This window comes from Croceimicrobium hydrocarbonivorans, assembly GCF_014524565.1.
Lineage (GTDB): Bacteria > Bacteroidota > Bacteroidia > Flavobacteriales > Schleiferiaceae > Croceimicrobium > Croceimicrobium hydrocarbonivorans.
Genome location: NZ_CP060139.1, coordinates 1,034,299 through 1,049,141, shown reverse-complemented (window position 1 = coordinate 1,049,141; position 14,843 = coordinate 1,034,299). Strand labels below are relative to the sequence as shown.

The window sequence follows — 14,843 nt, the reverse complement described above, 5'->3', positions numbered from 1 at the left end:
AATTTACCTCTTTTGAAGGAATGAGCTGAAAGTTGGTAGCGCAATAGTGAAGGGCTTAATTGCGGGTTTCGATATGCCAGATTTCTTCCAAAATTCGTTTAGCTTTTGATACTTCGTACTGAAATGCAATCGTACTAAGCAAATAGGCAAAAATGAGCATTGCTATAGGACCAAGTTGTAAAATGATTAGCTGTTCGGTTTCGGGTGGTGAAACCAGGTTTGGGATTAAAAAGAAAAGGATCATGGCGAACCAAACTCCAAGGAAAAGCAATCGGCCTTTGGGGAGGCGCATTTTAAGATGTATTTCGGTATTAGGACCGCTTGAGCGGATCGTCCCAATAATTTTTGGAAGAAAGGAATTTTGATAGTTTATCGTTCTTCGAATTTCAAAGTTCTTCCCTTTGAGCTCACCTTCAAAGGCCCTTCGATACGTGCCTTTTGAGTTAAATCGCAAGGCTTTTTTAGCTTCCAGGTTTTCTTCAAGATACTGGCAAACCTCACTTTCAGAAAGAGGGCTTTTTAATTGAAGATCAGAATGAGGTAAGAGTTTATTGCTTAGGTTTTTATTCAATATCATTGTAGCATCTTGAGTTGTACAGGGCCTGACTAATACATCTGGAAATGGTTCTTTCATCCGATTCAAGCTGCTCAAGGAACCGTCCGGACTTATCATAGACTTTATGGGTGGTTTTTTCCCGAAATTGACTTTCTGAAAAAACTTCAAAGCCCGAATCTAGTAGCTGGATTGCTTTAAGTTGCAGGATCATTGTAGCATCGCCTTTGCATCGAAATAAGCTGGTTTTTCGGCAGAGCAGTTTGCCATTGGAATCGTAAACTTCAAATATAGTTTTAGACCAATAAGCTTCATAATTTTTAGCTGCTAATAAGCTAGCAGGTGTACTGTGAGTAATAAGCTTCAGGCTTCGATCAGAGTTCCAATGAAAGCAGAAAATTTCATTTTCCAATATAAAACATGATTCGCATGAGGAGGAGGGAAGACTGTGCAGGGAGTCAATTTGAGCCTTGGCATTAATGCTTGTTATTCCAAGCATAACTGAAAGTACCAGCCATCTAGATAGGACTTGAGCTAGCTTTCGACTGAACTGAGTCATTTCAAAATTTTGCAGTTGTAGAAATTATTGATCTTAAATCATAGGATCTACTTCCCTTTTAGCAATTATAGGGCCTAAAAAAATCCCCACACATGGCGGGGATTTACTTCTATACTATGAATCTAAAAAACTAGCTCAAAGGGCTAATCGTTAGATTGTCATTTACATAGCCAGTGTCGGTAGGGGTCATGGGGCTTGCATTTCCAAAGGCCGACATTCCCTTGCCACCGGCCATGGTCATTTCGATACCCCAAATGTGGATACAATCGCGTTGCATGGATTCTTGGAATAAAACCCAGAGTGCACAGGTATCACCATTCCAGGCTTCGCCCCATACAATATTCTTGATAGCACCGCCATTGGCTTTGTATGTGCCAGTGGTATTGTCACTTAAACTTAGGGTTCCATTCGAACCAGTGTTGGCATGGTTAATATTCCATGAGCTGTTTTTCAATGTTGACATAAGAGGGTTTTTAAATGTTCAATACTCTAAAGTAGAATTATTTTACATTGCTAAGATGTTGATTTAAAGCCGGCTAGCTATTTTGGCCGAAATAGGGGGAATACCCTTTTATTCAAGAAAGGTTTTTCCCTTTAAATTTTTTAAGAGGCTTTGCTATTGGTTTTGACCTTGGCAGGCCTTTCCTTGAATGTCAATTCTCCTGAGCCATGCCGTCTCTTTAGAGTCTAATTGAATGATCTCAACCAAATCTTTATCCATGTCATTTTTAAGGAGGCCTACTTTGCTGCCAATTGAAATTAGAATGCCTTCAAATCTGGCTCGATCTGATACGCCAGACATAAGTCTTTGAAAGTCATAAAGTGCGACACTATCTTCTGGGTTTGTTATCGCGGGTACAACATTTTTGAAATCTGGGTTTTGCGGGCATAGGTAGCCATAGTCTTTAATGACAGGCTCCTCTTCGAATGCTGTAATTAATAAGGAGGCAATCGCGCCTAGAATAGAAAATATAAGAATGGTGATCCAAAAGCCTTTGGATAGAAATAGGTCTTTCATTTGATCTCTTCCATCTTGGAATTTAATACAAGCTCATCATTTCGGTATAGCCTTAAAAATAGTCCCAGGTTTTCAATGGACTCTGCCACCTGAACCTGGTCCAGGCTATAGGTCCATTCCCCATTGCTGAAAACATAGTTTACGCCTCCCATGGTACCCTGAAAATCTTCCTCGCCTTGGAAGAGAATTAAGTCCGGCGGATCAGATATAGTCTTGCTTTTGGACCAGGAGCAATAACGAAGTTCATTGTTTTCCAAGCGATCGATTCGAATTAGGAACTTCTTATTTTGGCAAACTAAAATGTTCTCTTTCCAAGTGGAAACCGAGGAATGAATCTTGGCTTTGATGGCCTTGTTGAGTTTTATCTGTAAGGCCAGTTCTTGGGGAGAATGGTGATTAAAACTGATGATCCAACCTTCCTCATCTAGCCAAATCTCCCCATTGAGCAGTCCAATGGAAACATATCTTTCAATGGTGTTTTCCTGGGTATAGGTCTGCTTAATTAGGCTGCTTCGAAAGTTAGAATCCATTAAAGTAGGATAATAGCGAATGAATTCTGAAGCATTTTGGATATCAGGTACCGGGTTGGGACGCTTTAGCGGATAGCGCACCCTTTGGGCCAGTTCAGCGATCTGATTGTTTTGGATGAAGCTAATCAGGCTGTCGATCTGACCTTGTCTTGTTACACTAAGTTCCGTTGAACTTTGGGCTTGGTTTTTTCCACTTAAAAGGAGTAGGAGTATTAAAGCAAAGGATTTGGTCATGGTACATTAGTTTTAGAGATATAAAGGTCCTATGAGCAATTTGTAAAGCGTAACGATACTAAGCATGGCTAAACCAAGCCAAAACATTTTTCGTCCCTGTTTACGATCGTATTCCCTGTAGGTATATACCTTTTGGCCATTAGGCAAGGTTTTTTGCTGATGCCAAATAAGGTAACCGATAAATACCCCTAATAAGCCGCCGAGAAAGCACATAAGGTAGCCGATCACTATCCACATAAAGGGGATTTTCTCGGGCTTAGCCAATTCTTCTAATCTCTGCATTTTCCATTCCTCCATCCGTGCATCGCTGGTATCTTCACCTTTGGATGCAAGGATTTTACGAGCAAGTAGTACATCGTACTCTCCCCATTCATCACATTTAAGTAAGAGGTCCCTTAATTCTTCAGTGGAAAAATCCAGAAGATAATAGTCGGGATCAATTTCTTCAATTTTGATATCCAGTTCGGAGAATAGCAGGTCCTTGGCTTTTCTGAAATCTTCGGCCGGAATCTTCAGCTCAATTTGATTGTCGAGGGTATTCCCGCTAAAGGTGATATCCAGGGCCGGCGAGTTATCAGCCAATTGAACCTCGATGCCCTTTTCAGCTAAAATGAAAGCTACTTCCTTGGCTTCATTCAAATCGGCAAATTTCTTAAAGACAGATAACTTTGTTTCGGCCATAAAATCTAGTCTCTCGAAATTAGGTGTAAATGTCCTGATCTTTTTTAGAGCCCTAAACTTCGTATAAAAAAAGCAGCTATTCATTTGGTTGTGTAATGAATAGCTGCTTCGGTAAATTTGATCTATTGGATAGAATCTATCGGCTTTGGTTTATAGCCTATTGTACCAAGATTCTTTCGGTTTTAAGAAGGCTTTGATCCGGATTATGGATACTTAAGATGTAAACTCCTTTTAATCCTAATTCTTGAATCGACAAAACTGGCCTCGATGATTCGATGGTATTTTTGTAAATAATGCGACCTAAGGCGTCTGTTAGTCTTAAACTGCAATTTGTGTAATCAGTGCCTCCCATATCAATATTCAGGACGCTTTCGGTGGGATTAGGGTAAATTCTAATTCCTTGACTTAGATATTCTTGTGCTGAAACATAGGGATCTTCGGTGCACAATGCATTGAGGTCTGATGAATCTAATGCAATATTATACAGTCGAATATCATCAATTAGGCCATCGTGGTAGGAAGTGACGGTGGAATGGCCAATAGATCGGCCAATGGCACTGTTGTAATTTCCGCTAGTCATAGTGTCTGCCCCTCCATTATATGTGCCATTGTCGAGCTGACAATCGATATAGACATCAATATCATTTAGGTTATTAAAAACTGCAACTACATGATGCCAAGAAGTGTCAATTATAGTGGAGGAAACCTTTGTTAAGCGATTACCGGGATTGTTATTCAGTCCATCACCATAGGCCGCAGTAACGGCGCCGCTAGAATGATAACCTACCCAAAATCCGCTGTAAGTACCTGGTTTTTCGTCGCTGGCATATAGTACAACCGAAGGAGCAGAAAAGGAGTTTACTTTAAACCAAAGGGATAAGCTAAATGGAAAGTTTGGTTTCAGGGCACTGTCGTAAGGAATGGTGATATGATTATTGATACCATTAAAGCTATAGGCGCGATTGGGTCGTGAATACCGATCTGAGCTCAGGCTCGCACCGAATACATTACCATCATGGTTATTGCCACTTTGGTCCAAGGCATTGGTGGTGAAGGGGTAGTAAGAAACCAATCCGGCGCTTGGCATCTGGCTGAATGCGCTAAGCCCAATTAAGCAGAGTAATAAAGTAAGGTTCTTTTTCATAAGGGAAATTTTTAGCCTCTCTAATTAATATAGAGGCAGATTTTGCGAAGAATTGAATTGTGTATAAATGTCAAAGGTCTAAAAAGCCTAAGTTTTAGACCAGCTAATGGCTAATAAGTTGCTCAGCGCGATGTTTTTGGACTTGCTCATTTTTAGGTTTTAATCCCAGGCTATTTTTGTGATTGGGATAAAACAATTGGAAGTCTTTATAGTATATTTTATAGATCCGACGGCGCTGTTCCTCAGTAGGGGTGAAGCTTACCTTAAGGCCTTTGTTTCGATGCTCAATATCGCTGTCTAATTTGATATTGAGCTTATTCATTACAAATGCAAAATCTTCTGAGAAGTTCTCAAAGCGGCCCAAGAAATCGATATTGTTTAAGTCAATCAAGGAATTTTGACTTTTTAAATGTTCATCGCAATTGTCGATGTCCATTTTCTCCACCCAAGATAAAAAGTAGTTTAGATCCTTCATTTTTTCATGTTCCGCAGCATCAAACTTGAAATAGTTCTGCTTGAGAACTTTATCCTTCCAAGCGCTGATAAAACGACCCTCCGGATTACGAACAAAGGAAAACTTGAAGAAGTCTTTAAACATACCCGGACTGTAACTCATCAATGAGCCGTAGATGTATTTGGGATTATTGCTTTTAAGCTTATTGTCGATTGTTCGGGATCCAACCTTATAGGTTCTGTACCAAAGAGCCTTATGCTTGTAGTCATAAGACATGTAATATTTCTTTTCCTTGAATAAAGAAAGGAGGTATTTATTAAGGTAGAAATGCCTTAATTTAAGTCGATTGAACTTCATTTTTAATGAATTCGGCTTAAGCTAACTGCTGCAAAATATGAGAACTGCTTAGCTTGCCTACTAAGTTTTAGGGTAGTCAAAGGGGCTCAATATCGGTAAGAATGAGAAGAGAATCAAACTAATAATCCTTAATTGCTGTTAATCAAGGCTTTTGGTTTTATCGCCCGAAGATGATTTGAGCATTTAGGGTGAAATTTGATGAGTGTCGTCAGATCTCAGCTTATCATAGAGATCATACTATTTTCGAAATTGTTCAGGCTCAGCTTATGGCTTTCTTTTAAGCTGCTTATTCGATAGCAAACTTCACCTTAATGCTAGCTTCAATTTCAATTTTCTGAATCTCGATATAAGGGTCTCTATCTAGAACCGATCCTGTTTTAGCACTCCTCGTTTTGACATAAGCTCTTTGGCTGGTGAGACCTGGAAGGGTAGAAATTGTACCTTCAATGTCTGAGTACTCACTTATGATTAAGGGCTCGCCTAATTTTCCGCCAAGGGCTTCAATTAGTTTTTGGGCTTTTGACTTAGCTTTTAATATGGCGTCGATTTCATTGCTTTCCATGAGGGAGTCTAGTTCAGTGTGACTAGTGCGAACAATGCTTGCAAATTCCGCTTTAAGTTGAAATAATAGTCCAAAGACTTTTGAAACCTCCTCTGGACTTTTTAGTTCAAGAATATAATTGGCTCTCTCAATTTGCTCATCAATAAGCCAGTTTACCTTCACAAAGCCTGAATTGAAGTCTTCTTTTGATAGCCTATCAGCGGGGATCTCAATTTCTTTTAAGCCTGCCAGCAGGTTTTTCTCTTGGACTGCAATGCTCTCCTCCACTTTACCTCTGCCATCTTGAGCGAGGGTGATTTCTATAAAAATTTGATTGGGTACTATACTTTTGGTTGCGGTGCCCTCTACCAAGATATAGGCTTGATTCTGGATGTCTGTTGATTGAGCATTTAGACTAAAAAAGCTGCAAAAGAAGAGGATACTCAGGCTGAGGATTTTATTCATGGCTTTAGCGTTTAAGGATTTCTCCCACTTCGTTTATGTAGTAATGGGTGGTTTCAGTGGATTTAAAAAACAGTAAATCTTCTTCCTTATTGTAGTCGATCTTTTTAGTGATTACTTCAATGTCTTCTAGCGACTCTATTTTACCAAATAGCGATTCATAATCACCGGCCTCACTTCCCAGCCTAAGCTTGTCAATCATTTCACCGGATTCAGAAATGGTCACTAAGATGTAGTCCTTTCCAATACTGAAGGATTCCAAAACTATTAGCGCTGTATAAGCCGCTGGACTGGGAATCTTGACCCCTAAAAAATAGCTGTACTGGCGTTCTTCCTCCACAAAGTAATTGGTGTCTTGCAAGGCTTCTGAAATAAAAAGACTGTCTTCTAGAGGTACTAAGGAGTAGTAATCAAAATAAGGAATGGGGCCAAAGTGCATAGGCAAAGGCCTGCTTGGTATTTGGGAGAGGATACAATTAATAGGATCAGACAGAGAATCTTTCGGGCATTCCCTAAGGGTGAAATTAATATCGACCAATGGGTTAAGGTTGGTGTCGATACTGCTTACGGTAGCATTTAGATCATCCGGATACTTTGTTTCCGGTTCCTTAATTTCTGGGCTTTCGGTTTGGCTGGCTTCGACTTTGGCTTCGGGCCTATTGGTGCAGGCTTGGGCCATAAATAGAAAGGCTAGAATCAGGAAGTAGTTTTTCATGGGAGGGCTTAGGTATAAAGAGAACCAGGGTTCATATTCGCGGTATAGTCAAGGATAGGTGGAAGGTCGAAATTTTAGACTTCTGCGCCAAATAATTCTAAATCTAAGCTTTGTTCTTTCTTAACCCAGGTCAATGGATTTGATTTTGGGCTGCTGCAGTTTTGCCTTGTTGAATTTTTAAATCAAAAAAGCAATGAGAGCAATAGAATGTACGCAGTACGGCGCAGCTGAGCATTTGGTTTTAAGTGAGGTAGCTAAGCCAGAGCCGAAGGCCAATGAAGTGTTGATTAAAATCCGTGCTACCTCAGTTACCACTAGCGATGTTTTAATAAGGGGCTTAAAAGCTTCGCCCCTTGCGAAGTTTATGGTTCAACTAATCTTTGGATTTGGCAAACCTCGCAATCCCATTTTAGGAATGGTAAGCGCCGGGGTGGTGGAAGCCAAAGGGGCAAAGGTGACTCAGTTTAAGGTGGGGGATGAGGTATTTGCCTACGGATCCATGTCGCCCACCAAAAGACATTTTGGTTCTTATGCGGATTATATCTGCTTGCCGGAGGATTGGAATATAGCTCTGAAACCTAAGAATAGAAGCTTTGAGGAAGCGGCAGCCATTCCCTATGGAGGTTTATTGGCGTCTCATTTATTAACCAAAGCCTCTATCAAGAAAGGAAATAAGGTTTTGATTTATGGGGCTTCGGGAAGTATCGGTACCATGGCCATTCAATTGGCGAAGTATGCTGGAGCCGAAGTAACCAGTGTTTGCAGCAGCGGAAACTTCGAGCTGGTGAAATCCTTGGGTAGTGATAAGCATATTGACTATAAGAAGGAGGATGCGGAGCTTGATTTGGAGCGCTATCATTATGTTTTTGATGCTGTCGGGAATAGCAAAACATCCAAGCTTAAGGAGCTGAGCAAAAAGGCCTTGTTGCCTGGTGGAAAGTATATTTCCATCGATCATGGAACTCCCTTAAGTCCGAAAGTCGCTTTCCTCAAATTAAAATCTCTCACCGAGCAAAATTGGATTAAGCCGGTAATTGACCGGGTTTATCCCTTGGAGCAAATGGTTGAGGCGCATCAATACGTTGAAGCCGGCCATAAAAGAGGCAATGTGATCATCAGTCTTTAAAAATCTACAACCCTAAAATTTACAGTATGAAGTCACCAAAAACAGTGGCCCGAATCTTCGGACTCTTTTTTATCCTAGCCTTTTTATCCTATGGTATGGGCAATGGGATTATAGCGGATTTGTTAAGTAAAGACCAAGCTTTGATGCTTATTCGGGAAAATGAAGCCCTTTACGTGCTCTGCTATATTCTGATGGCATTAGTCCACAGCCTAGTGAATATTGGATTGCCGGTACTGATGTTGCCGATCTTAAAACCATTTGGGAAAACCTTGACCTATGGCTATCTAAGTGCAGGCATTGTAGCCACTGTGATCCTAATTTTTGGGGCTATTTTCCTTTTACTGAATATTCCCTTAAGCTCTATGGCCCTTGCTGCGGAGACAGGAATGCAAGGCAATTTTGAACTAGTAAGTCAATTGCTGGTCAAAGGAAACTTTTATGCCTATCAAACAGGCATGACCATTTGGGGAATTGGCGGTATCCTCTTTTGCAGCTTGCTATATCGTTCCCAAATTGTGCCAAGATTCTTTGCTATTTGGGGGCTGATGGGCTATTTGATATTCGGTATCGGAACCCTTGCAGAGCTTTTCGGATATGAGATTGGACTTCTTTTATCCTTGCCCGGTGGCTTGTTTGAAATTACACTAAGTATTTGGTTAATTCTTAAAGGATTCAAGCCTCAAGCACTGCAGCTTTCTTAGTCCAGGCCTTTAGCGATACGTTTACGGATTCTACTTAAGGATTCGGGTTTAACCCCGATATAACTGGCAATTTGGTATTGGGGAATCCTTTGTAAAAGGCTGGGCCTCGATTTAAGCAATTTGAGATAACGTTCTTCCGGACTGTCGGTATAATAGGAATTTAGGGCTTCTCTCTGTTCTGCGAAGGCCGCTTCCATAATGGTTCTTGAAAGGGTTTCGAAGCGCGGGAATTTTTTAAAAATAGCTTGAGCCTGCTCTTCGTCTCCTTGAACCACCTCGCAATCTTCAGCGCATATCCAATTATGCTTGGCGGGTATTTGTTGATCAAAACTATTGAGAGAAATAGCCCACTGCTCCTCGGTATAAAAGTTGGTGGTTTTCTCTTCTCCATCAGTAAGGATATACTCGCGGATGCATCCTTCAAGAATAAAATAGGTGCTACCCGAAATTTGACCCTCTTTCAATAGAAAATCGCCCTTTTTAAAACTGCGGGTTTGCATGCTCCCGGCGATAGCTTGGGCCTCGTCAGGAGATAGAGGAGATATACTGCTGAAATAGGATACAAATTTATTTTCCATCTTATTGATAAGTGATTGGCTGCTTGACTTCTAATGACTTAAAAGTGCAGATCGTCATTTATTTGAGCCCATTTCCTGTTGAGGTGAAATCTAAAGGAAATTTGACCTGAGGATGGGGTGAGCTCAAAATTACCCATGAAATCCCCGTCCTTTATTCTGCAATTACTGAATTCTCCACGATAAGAATGGGTTTGCCCCTGGAAGATTCGAGCCCTAATTCTATTAATACGCGAGGTATAAACCTTTTCAAGCATTTGAGATCTGCCAATAATCTTCTGGTTTTCTTTTTCGAATCGAACTTTATAAGTCGCAATAAAGGGAGGTTCACCCTTAAGTTTTTTGGATTTGTCCCAGAATCCTCGTTTATCGTATACACTATGGCACATTATGCCATGCCATATTTCTTTGTTTCTTTCTCGATAATGGATGGCCAATCCTCCTGAAATCATTTTGCCTTTTACAGAAGTGCTTTTTGGTGGAATTTCCCAATGAGCTAAATCCCAATAACCGACTAATGGGTCATTTACCTCTTCAAGACTAGCTAATAGAATACGCAATTGAGATGCTCCTTCTTTAAAAGGTGCCATTCTCCTTTGCTTAGGTGATTGTTTTATAACATCCTTTAGAGTGAAGCCGCTGATACCGGCCATAGATGCTGTGAGGCTTAAAATATCAAAGGGCATAGGGTTTATAGGCTTTTATTCTTAAATAAAATAGGATGCAGTGAATCTTCAATAGACGAAGTCTCTAAATTTCAAAAGAATAAAAGGAAAAGCAAATTATATTTTAGTCCTATTCCTAGTTTTTTAGAATAAGCTCCTGATAAACTTTTAGTTGGAAAAGCTTCTCTTCCGATGGCTGCTCCTCATTTTGATCCTTCAAGTCCGACCAAGGAATGCCATCTAAGTACGGAGATTGAAGGAAGTCACTTAGAATTGAGCTCATATCGTCCGTATAAAGTACTTGAGCTTTAAAGGGTAATTGCGGATGATTGGCATTGATGAAATTGAAACAGAGCTTCGCTGCTTGTTCATCAAACCATAAATAAAAAAGCAGGTTCATATTTTTATCCGACTGTTGGACTTGCTGACTTCTAGCCGCTATGACTTTCTTAAGGAAAACTGCCAGATCCTCCCATTGAATCTGACGGGCAGTTTCAAAGTCAATTCCAATGCCCCAAAGGTTGTTGCGGATTTCAAGATCCAAAGCATCCAACTTTTCAGTTAGAAAGGCTTCATCATCGATGATTTCCTCCAAATCAGCTAAGAATTCTGCTTTAGTCATAAATAGGATGTCAACTAGCTTTTTATTCTCCGAATTCGGAATTAATCATAGTGAAAGAAGTTACCTCTTCTTGATCACGAAGTAAATCGAAATCGGACTCATCTATAAATTGGTACCAAACAGAAATTTGAATTTGACCTTCTTTTTGCTTGATCTGTAGAACTGGGCAGAGGTACTGACTTTCGTCCTTAAAGTCAAATCTGCTTATGTAGGCATAGGAAGGCGAGTAGAAGGTGCTGTCATTATGGTAGCGCCAGGAGTAGCTATTGTTTTTAAACAGAATAAAGTCATTGATAAATTCCAGATTGCAAGCATTGCCTTTCATTTTAATACTCACACTATCGCACCAATCTTCGGTCATTAGGAAAGGGTCATTTAGAATCCCGAAGTAGTATTCAAAACTGAAGAAATCTTCATGCCAGGTTCTCCACATGGCGATGCTATCATTGTGCGATTTAGCATATAAGGTAATGCCCAGGAATTCTAGAACAGTAGTGGAAGGGATTACATCAATAATAGAATCTTTGGCAGACCAAGAATAGGAATTGTCTCGGAAGTCCTGGAATTTTTCCTTGACCTTATCTCTATCTTTATGCAAGTAAATTTGGGCTGAAAGCGGAGCACTGCCAAGTAAAACAAGAACTAAGACTACTTTTTTAAGGTTCATTCCAATTAAAATCTATTGCAGGTGATCAAAGGAACGTTTTTTTGCCGTTAAATATTGGGTTGGGGGAGCTTATCAATTAGCCTCATCATCTAAATGAAATCGCTCAGTTAAGGCATTTTCAATTGCTCCTAATCGAGAGGCACTGGAAGCCTTGAAAAGTCCCCAGGACAGCAAGCCAACCATACAAAATGGAATGAGAAGGGGCTCCAATTGTTTCACTTTAACCATGAGCTCGCTTTCGCTATCCTGAATCCAAATCAAAATCGAAAAAAGAAAAAGAAATAAAAAAAGAAGCATTGGAATCAATTGGTTTGAAATTTCCATCCTAATTGAAAAGTGATCGCCTTTATTCTGGACTTGGATGGTCCCTTCAGCACCTTGATTCACACCAAAATGAAAAATGGGAATGCTAAAATGGATCCCTCTGCGATTTATCTGATGATGTGCATAGCTGTGCTTTACCTCCTTAATGAGGAAAGCTCGGATTTCCCGGATATCTAGTTCAGGCTTTTTGGGGATTTCCAATAGTCGATAGTATCGGTACATAATTGGGCTCCCTAATGATTAGCTTTAGAAATGATGCTCAAAATCTCATCCGCTACCAACTGAGCACCTTTGGGAGACCAATGCGTATCATCATAATAGTAGATATCCTTTTCACTTGCAATCTGCTTTTGGAGAATCTCAAATGCTTTAACACTGGTGAAAGGCTTAGGGTAGGCATTATAGTGACTGAAAAATAAAGGCATTTCCAATTGCTCCTTTCCGCTTAGATAAGGATAGTATAGGTCGTATTTATCGGGGCTTATGAGTGAGAGCAATTTGATTCCTTGCTGCTTCAACAGCTTGTCTATTTTTCCTAGAGCTTCGATGCTGTATTTGGTTTGATCGGCATTGTTTTTTGTATCCAACTTTTGGATGTCCTCCTCATAGATTAGGATATTCTTCGGTTCATGGGAAAAAAGCTCCGGACGGCTGGAAGGGAAGATATAGGTTTGGGAGTAAGGTGGCTTGGCACTATACAGGTACTGCAGATTGTTAAGCGGTATTTTAAAAAGGGCATCGGAGAAGAATTCTACTTCCAGTTTGGGAGGAATATTTTGATATTCTTCGATTCGTTTTTGGAGACTGTCTAGATTCAGGCTGGCATTAAAATCTAAATCTTGAGTGATTTGATTAAAACTTCGCTCCACCGATTGCAATACCACATAATCTACTTTTACCCGCTCAAAAAATCGAGAATTACTTAATTCAATCAGGCTTTGAATAGGGTTGATCCCTGAAATATAGCGATCCACATGCAGCACGCTCAAACCTTGATGGGCAAGGAAGTTTTTGTAGCCCAATTTCCCCTGTTCTGAAAAGGAATCACCAATAATGAGAACATCAAAATGAGTGTCCTCTTCCAGATTAATTTCCGAAAGCAAATGGTATTTCTTTTCTAGTTGAAATTGATTCCGAATTTCAGTTCGTGGACAGGGATTATTATAGAGATAGGCCAGGCGCGCTAAGTCTCCTTCTGTCGGATCGTACATCAAACGGTTAATGAGGTACAGACCAATGAAGGGGAGGCAGAAGGCAGCTATTTTAAGGACAAACTTCTTCATCATCATCTTTAAAATTGAAAATAGATGAATTGTTGTTCCTTTCCTCCAAACCAAAAGAGCGCTGCAATCAGGCTTAGGTATAGTGCATAACGGAGGGATTTATTCCACTTCAATCCGAATTGTTGTAAAGCGAATTGATCTTCTCTGCCTAGCCATTCAATTACTAAAAAGAGGGCTAGCAAAAGCAAGATTGTTTTAGGTAAGATTTCCGGTAAGGAGAATAGAGAAGCTGAAAATATTCCCAAGATATAGTGGAAGGCATGCTCTAGATTTTCGGCTCTGAAAAATACCCAGGCCAAGACCGTTAAGCCAAAGGTTAAAAGGATTTTAAATAGTTCCTTAAGCTTGATGGGATTTCCATTAGAACCTACAATGTCCAGGTGCTTGCGATTCCTTTGACCTAGTAATAAAGGGAGGAAATACAAGGCGTTTAAGGCTCCCCAAATAATGAAAGTCCAATTGGCACCATGCCAAAACCCACTCACGAGGAAAATTAAAAAGGTATTGCGCAGCTTTAGGGCAATACTGCCACGACTGCCACCTAAAGGGATATAGAGGTAATCTCTAAACCAGGTGGAAAGAGAGATGTGCCAACGCCGCCAAAACTCGGCGATATCGCGAGAGAAATAGGGGAAGGCAAAGTTTCGACTCAAATTGAACCCGAAGAGGCGCGCTGTACCAATGGCGATATCCGAATAACCGGAGAAGTCGCCATAGATCTGAAAGCTAAAAAATAGTGCTCCCAGCACTAAGGTGCTACCCGAATAATGATCGGAATTGTTGAAAATCAAGTTGGCGTATTCCGCGCAATTATCGGCAATCACAATCTTCTTAAACAAGCCCCAGAGGATTTGGCGCAGTCCATCCACCGCTTTTGAATAATCGAAGCTACGGCTTTGGTAAAATTGCGGTAATAGCTGAGTGGCTCTTTCAATCGGGCCTGCAACCAACTGGGGGAAAAAGCTCACAAAGGCACTAAAAGCTATAAAATCACGGGTGGGATCTAGCTTTCCTTTGTAAACATCGATCGTATAACTTAGGGTTTGAAAGGTGTAAAAGCTAATCCCTACCGGAAGTATCAGGTTCAGGGAGCTAGCATTCAATTCGGCGCCGAAGAAGGAAAATGAGGCTATGAAATTCTCCAGAAAGAAATTATAATACTTAAAGAAGCCCAAAAGTCCGAGATTCACCAGCAGGCTAACCCAAAGCAATGCTTTTCGCGAAGAGCGGGACTTTGTACTTGCTAGTCTGACTCCTACAGCATAATCAACGAAAGTGCTCAGTAGAATGAGTCCTAAATAGCGCCAATCCCACCAAGCATAAAAGAAATAGCTGGCTCCTACAATCAGGAGGTTTTGAAGCTTGATTTTTTCTTTCGGGATTAGCCAATAGAGAATAAAAACTATTGGCAGGAAAACCACAAAGTCGATGGAGTTGAAAAGCATTTAGTTTAAATCTCTAGAGCGGTTATTTCCAAAAGGCTGCTTTTCCTGAGCATTGCTTAGTGCTTTGGGCTAAAATAAGGATTTGCGCTTCGAAAATAACTAGACCTTCGGTCGCTTGTGTTTTTCATTTTGGTTTTTCTTAGACCAAAGAGAAGCTGTTGCTCTCAAGATTCTTTTTGTCGATACT

General features: G+C 40.4%; 19 protein-coding genes. 2 read left to right on the top strand and 17 right to left on the bottom strand.

The window, feature by feature from the left end; all coding sequences use genetic code 11:
* Window positions 1-55 precede the first annotated feature (55 nt).
* The 10 genes from H4K34_RS04970 to H4K34_RS04925 all read right to left on the bottom strand — a co-directional run bounded on the left by H4K34_RS04970 (window position 56) and on the right by H4K34_RS04925 (window position 7,248).
* On the bottom strand, window positions 56-577 hold the full coding sequence (locus H4K34_RS04970; protein ID WP_210759721.1) for a hypothetical protein: 522 nt from the start codon (window positions 575-577) through the stop codon (window positions 56-58).
* On the bottom strand, window positions 564-1,112 hold the full coding sequence (locus tag H4K34_RS04965; protein WP_210759720.1) for a hypothetical protein: 549 nt from the start codon (window positions 1,110-1,112) through the stop codon (window positions 564-566). The genes H4K34_RS04970 and H4K34_RS04965 overlap by 14 nt, the downstream gene beginning before the upstream one ends.
* 130 nt (window positions 1,113-1,242) lie before the next feature.
* On the bottom strand, window positions 1,243-1,575 hold the full coding sequence (locus tag H4K34_RS04960; RefSeq protein ID WP_210759719.1) for a hypothetical protein: 333 nt from the start codon (window positions 1,573-1,575) through the stop codon (window positions 1,243-1,245).
* A gap of 153 nt (window positions 1,576-1,728) precedes the next feature.
* Window positions 1,729-2,130: a hypothetical protein gene (locus H4K34_RS04955; RefSeq protein ID WP_210759718.1), complete on the bottom strand. Its 402-nt coding sequence runs from the start codon at window positions 2,128-2,130 to the stop codon at window positions 1,729-1,731.
* Window positions 2,127-2,894, bottom strand: coding sequence for a hypothetical protein (locus tag H4K34_RS04950; RefSeq protein WP_210759717.1), 768 nt, complete (start codon window positions 2,892-2,894; stop codon window positions 2,127-2,129). Before H4K34_RS04950 ends, H4K34_RS04955 begins: the two co-directional genes overlap by 4 nt.
* 12 nt (window positions 2,895-2,906) lie before the next feature.
* Window positions 2,907-3,575, bottom strand: coding sequence for a hypothetical protein (locus tag H4K34_RS04945; protein WP_210759716.1), 669 nt, complete (start codon window positions 3,573-3,575; stop codon window positions 2,907-2,909).
* A gap of 157 nt (window positions 3,576-3,732) precedes the next feature.
* A complete protein-coding gene (locus H4K34_RS04940) occupies window positions 3,733-4,719 on the bottom strand; it encodes a LamG-like jellyroll fold domain-containing protein (protein WP_210759715.1) in 987 nt (328 codons plus the stop codon).
* 103 nt (window positions 4,720-4,822) lie between these two features.
* Window positions 4,823-5,530, bottom strand: a complete 708-nt coding sequence (locus H4K34_RS04935) for a sulfotransferase family 2 domain-containing protein (protein WP_210759714.1) — start codon at window positions 5,528-5,530, stop codon at window positions 4,823-4,825.
* Between the two features lie 286 nt (window positions 5,531-5,816).
* A complete protein-coding gene (locus tag H4K34_RS04930; RefSeq protein ID WP_210759713.1) occupies window positions 5,817-6,536 on the bottom strand; it encodes an SIMPL domain-containing protein in 720 nt (239 codons plus the stop codon).
* A 4-nt stretch (window positions 6,537-6,540) separates the two neighbouring features.
* On the bottom strand, window positions 6,541-7,248 hold the full coding sequence (locus H4K34_RS04925; protein WP_210759712.1) for a hypothetical protein: 708 nt from the start codon (window positions 7,246-7,248) through the stop codon (window positions 6,541-6,543).
* A gap of 193 nt (window positions 7,249-7,441) precedes the next feature.
* On the opposite strand from H4K34_RS04925, the gene H4K34_RS04920 reads away from it, so the two are divergent.
* Together H4K34_RS04920 and H4K34_RS04915 are read left to right on the top strand one after the other, a co-directional pair.
* A complete protein-coding gene (locus tag H4K34_RS04920; RefSeq protein WP_210759711.1) occupies window positions 7,442-8,374 on the top strand; it encodes an NAD(P)-dependent alcohol dehydrogenase in 933 nt (310 codons plus the stop codon).
* Between the two features lie 26 nt (window positions 8,375-8,400).
* Window positions 8,401-9,075 carry a DUF4386 domain-containing protein gene (locus tag H4K34_RS04915; RefSeq protein WP_210759710.1) on the top strand — a complete coding sequence of 225 codons (675 nt, stop codon included), beginning with the start codon at window positions 8,401-8,403 and terminating at the stop codon, window positions 9,073-9,075.
* Here H4K34_RS04915 and H4K34_RS04910 read toward each other — a convergent pair.
* The 7 genes from H4K34_RS04910 to H4K34_RS04880 form a co-directional block, all read right to left on the bottom strand.
* Window positions 9,072-9,653 carry a Crp/Fnr family transcriptional regulator gene (locus tag H4K34_RS04910; RefSeq protein WP_210759709.1) on the bottom strand — a complete coding sequence of 194 codons (582 nt, stop codon included), beginning with the start codon at window positions 9,651-9,653 and terminating at the stop codon, window positions 9,072-9,074. The genes H4K34_RS04915 and H4K34_RS04910 overlap by 4 nt on opposite strands.
* 38 nt (window positions 9,654-9,691) lie before the next feature.
* Window positions 9,692-10,336: a hypothetical protein gene (locus H4K34_RS04905; RefSeq protein ID WP_210759708.1), complete on the bottom strand. Its 645-nt coding sequence runs from the start codon at window positions 10,334-10,336 to the stop codon at window positions 9,692-9,694.
* A gap of 115 nt (window positions 10,337-10,451) precedes the next feature.
* Window positions 10,452-10,937, bottom strand: a complete 486-nt coding sequence (locus tag H4K34_RS04900; protein WP_210759707.1) for a hypothetical protein — start codon at window positions 10,935-10,937, stop codon at window positions 10,452-10,454.
* Between the two features lie 22 nt (window positions 10,938-10,959).
* Complete coding sequence (locus tag H4K34_RS04895; RefSeq protein ID WP_210759706.1) at window positions 10,960-11,604, bottom strand: hypothetical protein; 645 nt, start codon at window positions 11,602-11,604, stop codon at window positions 10,960-10,962.
* A gap of 72 nt (window positions 11,605-11,676) precedes the next feature.
* Window positions 11,677-12,150 carry a hypothetical protein gene (locus H4K34_RS04890; protein ID WP_210759705.1) on the bottom strand — a complete coding sequence of 158 codons (474 nt, stop codon included), beginning with the start codon at window positions 12,148-12,150 and terminating at the stop codon, window positions 11,677-11,679.
* A gap of 11 nt (window positions 12,151-12,161) precedes the next feature.
* The gene (locus tag H4K34_RS04885) at window positions 12,162-13,217 is read right to left on the bottom strand and encodes an alginate O-acetyltransferase AlgX-related protein (protein WP_210759704.1); all 1,056 of its coding nucleotides are present in this window, start codon (window positions 13,215-13,217) and stop codon (window positions 12,162-12,164) included.
* A gap of 2 nt (window positions 13,218-13,219) precedes the next feature.
* On the bottom strand, window positions 13,220-14,656 hold the full coding sequence (locus H4K34_RS04880) for an MBOAT family O-acyltransferase (protein ID WP_210759703.1): 1,437 nt from the start codon (window positions 14,654-14,656) through the stop codon (window positions 13,220-13,222).
* Between the last annotated feature and the right edge of the window lie 187 nt (window positions 14,657-14,843).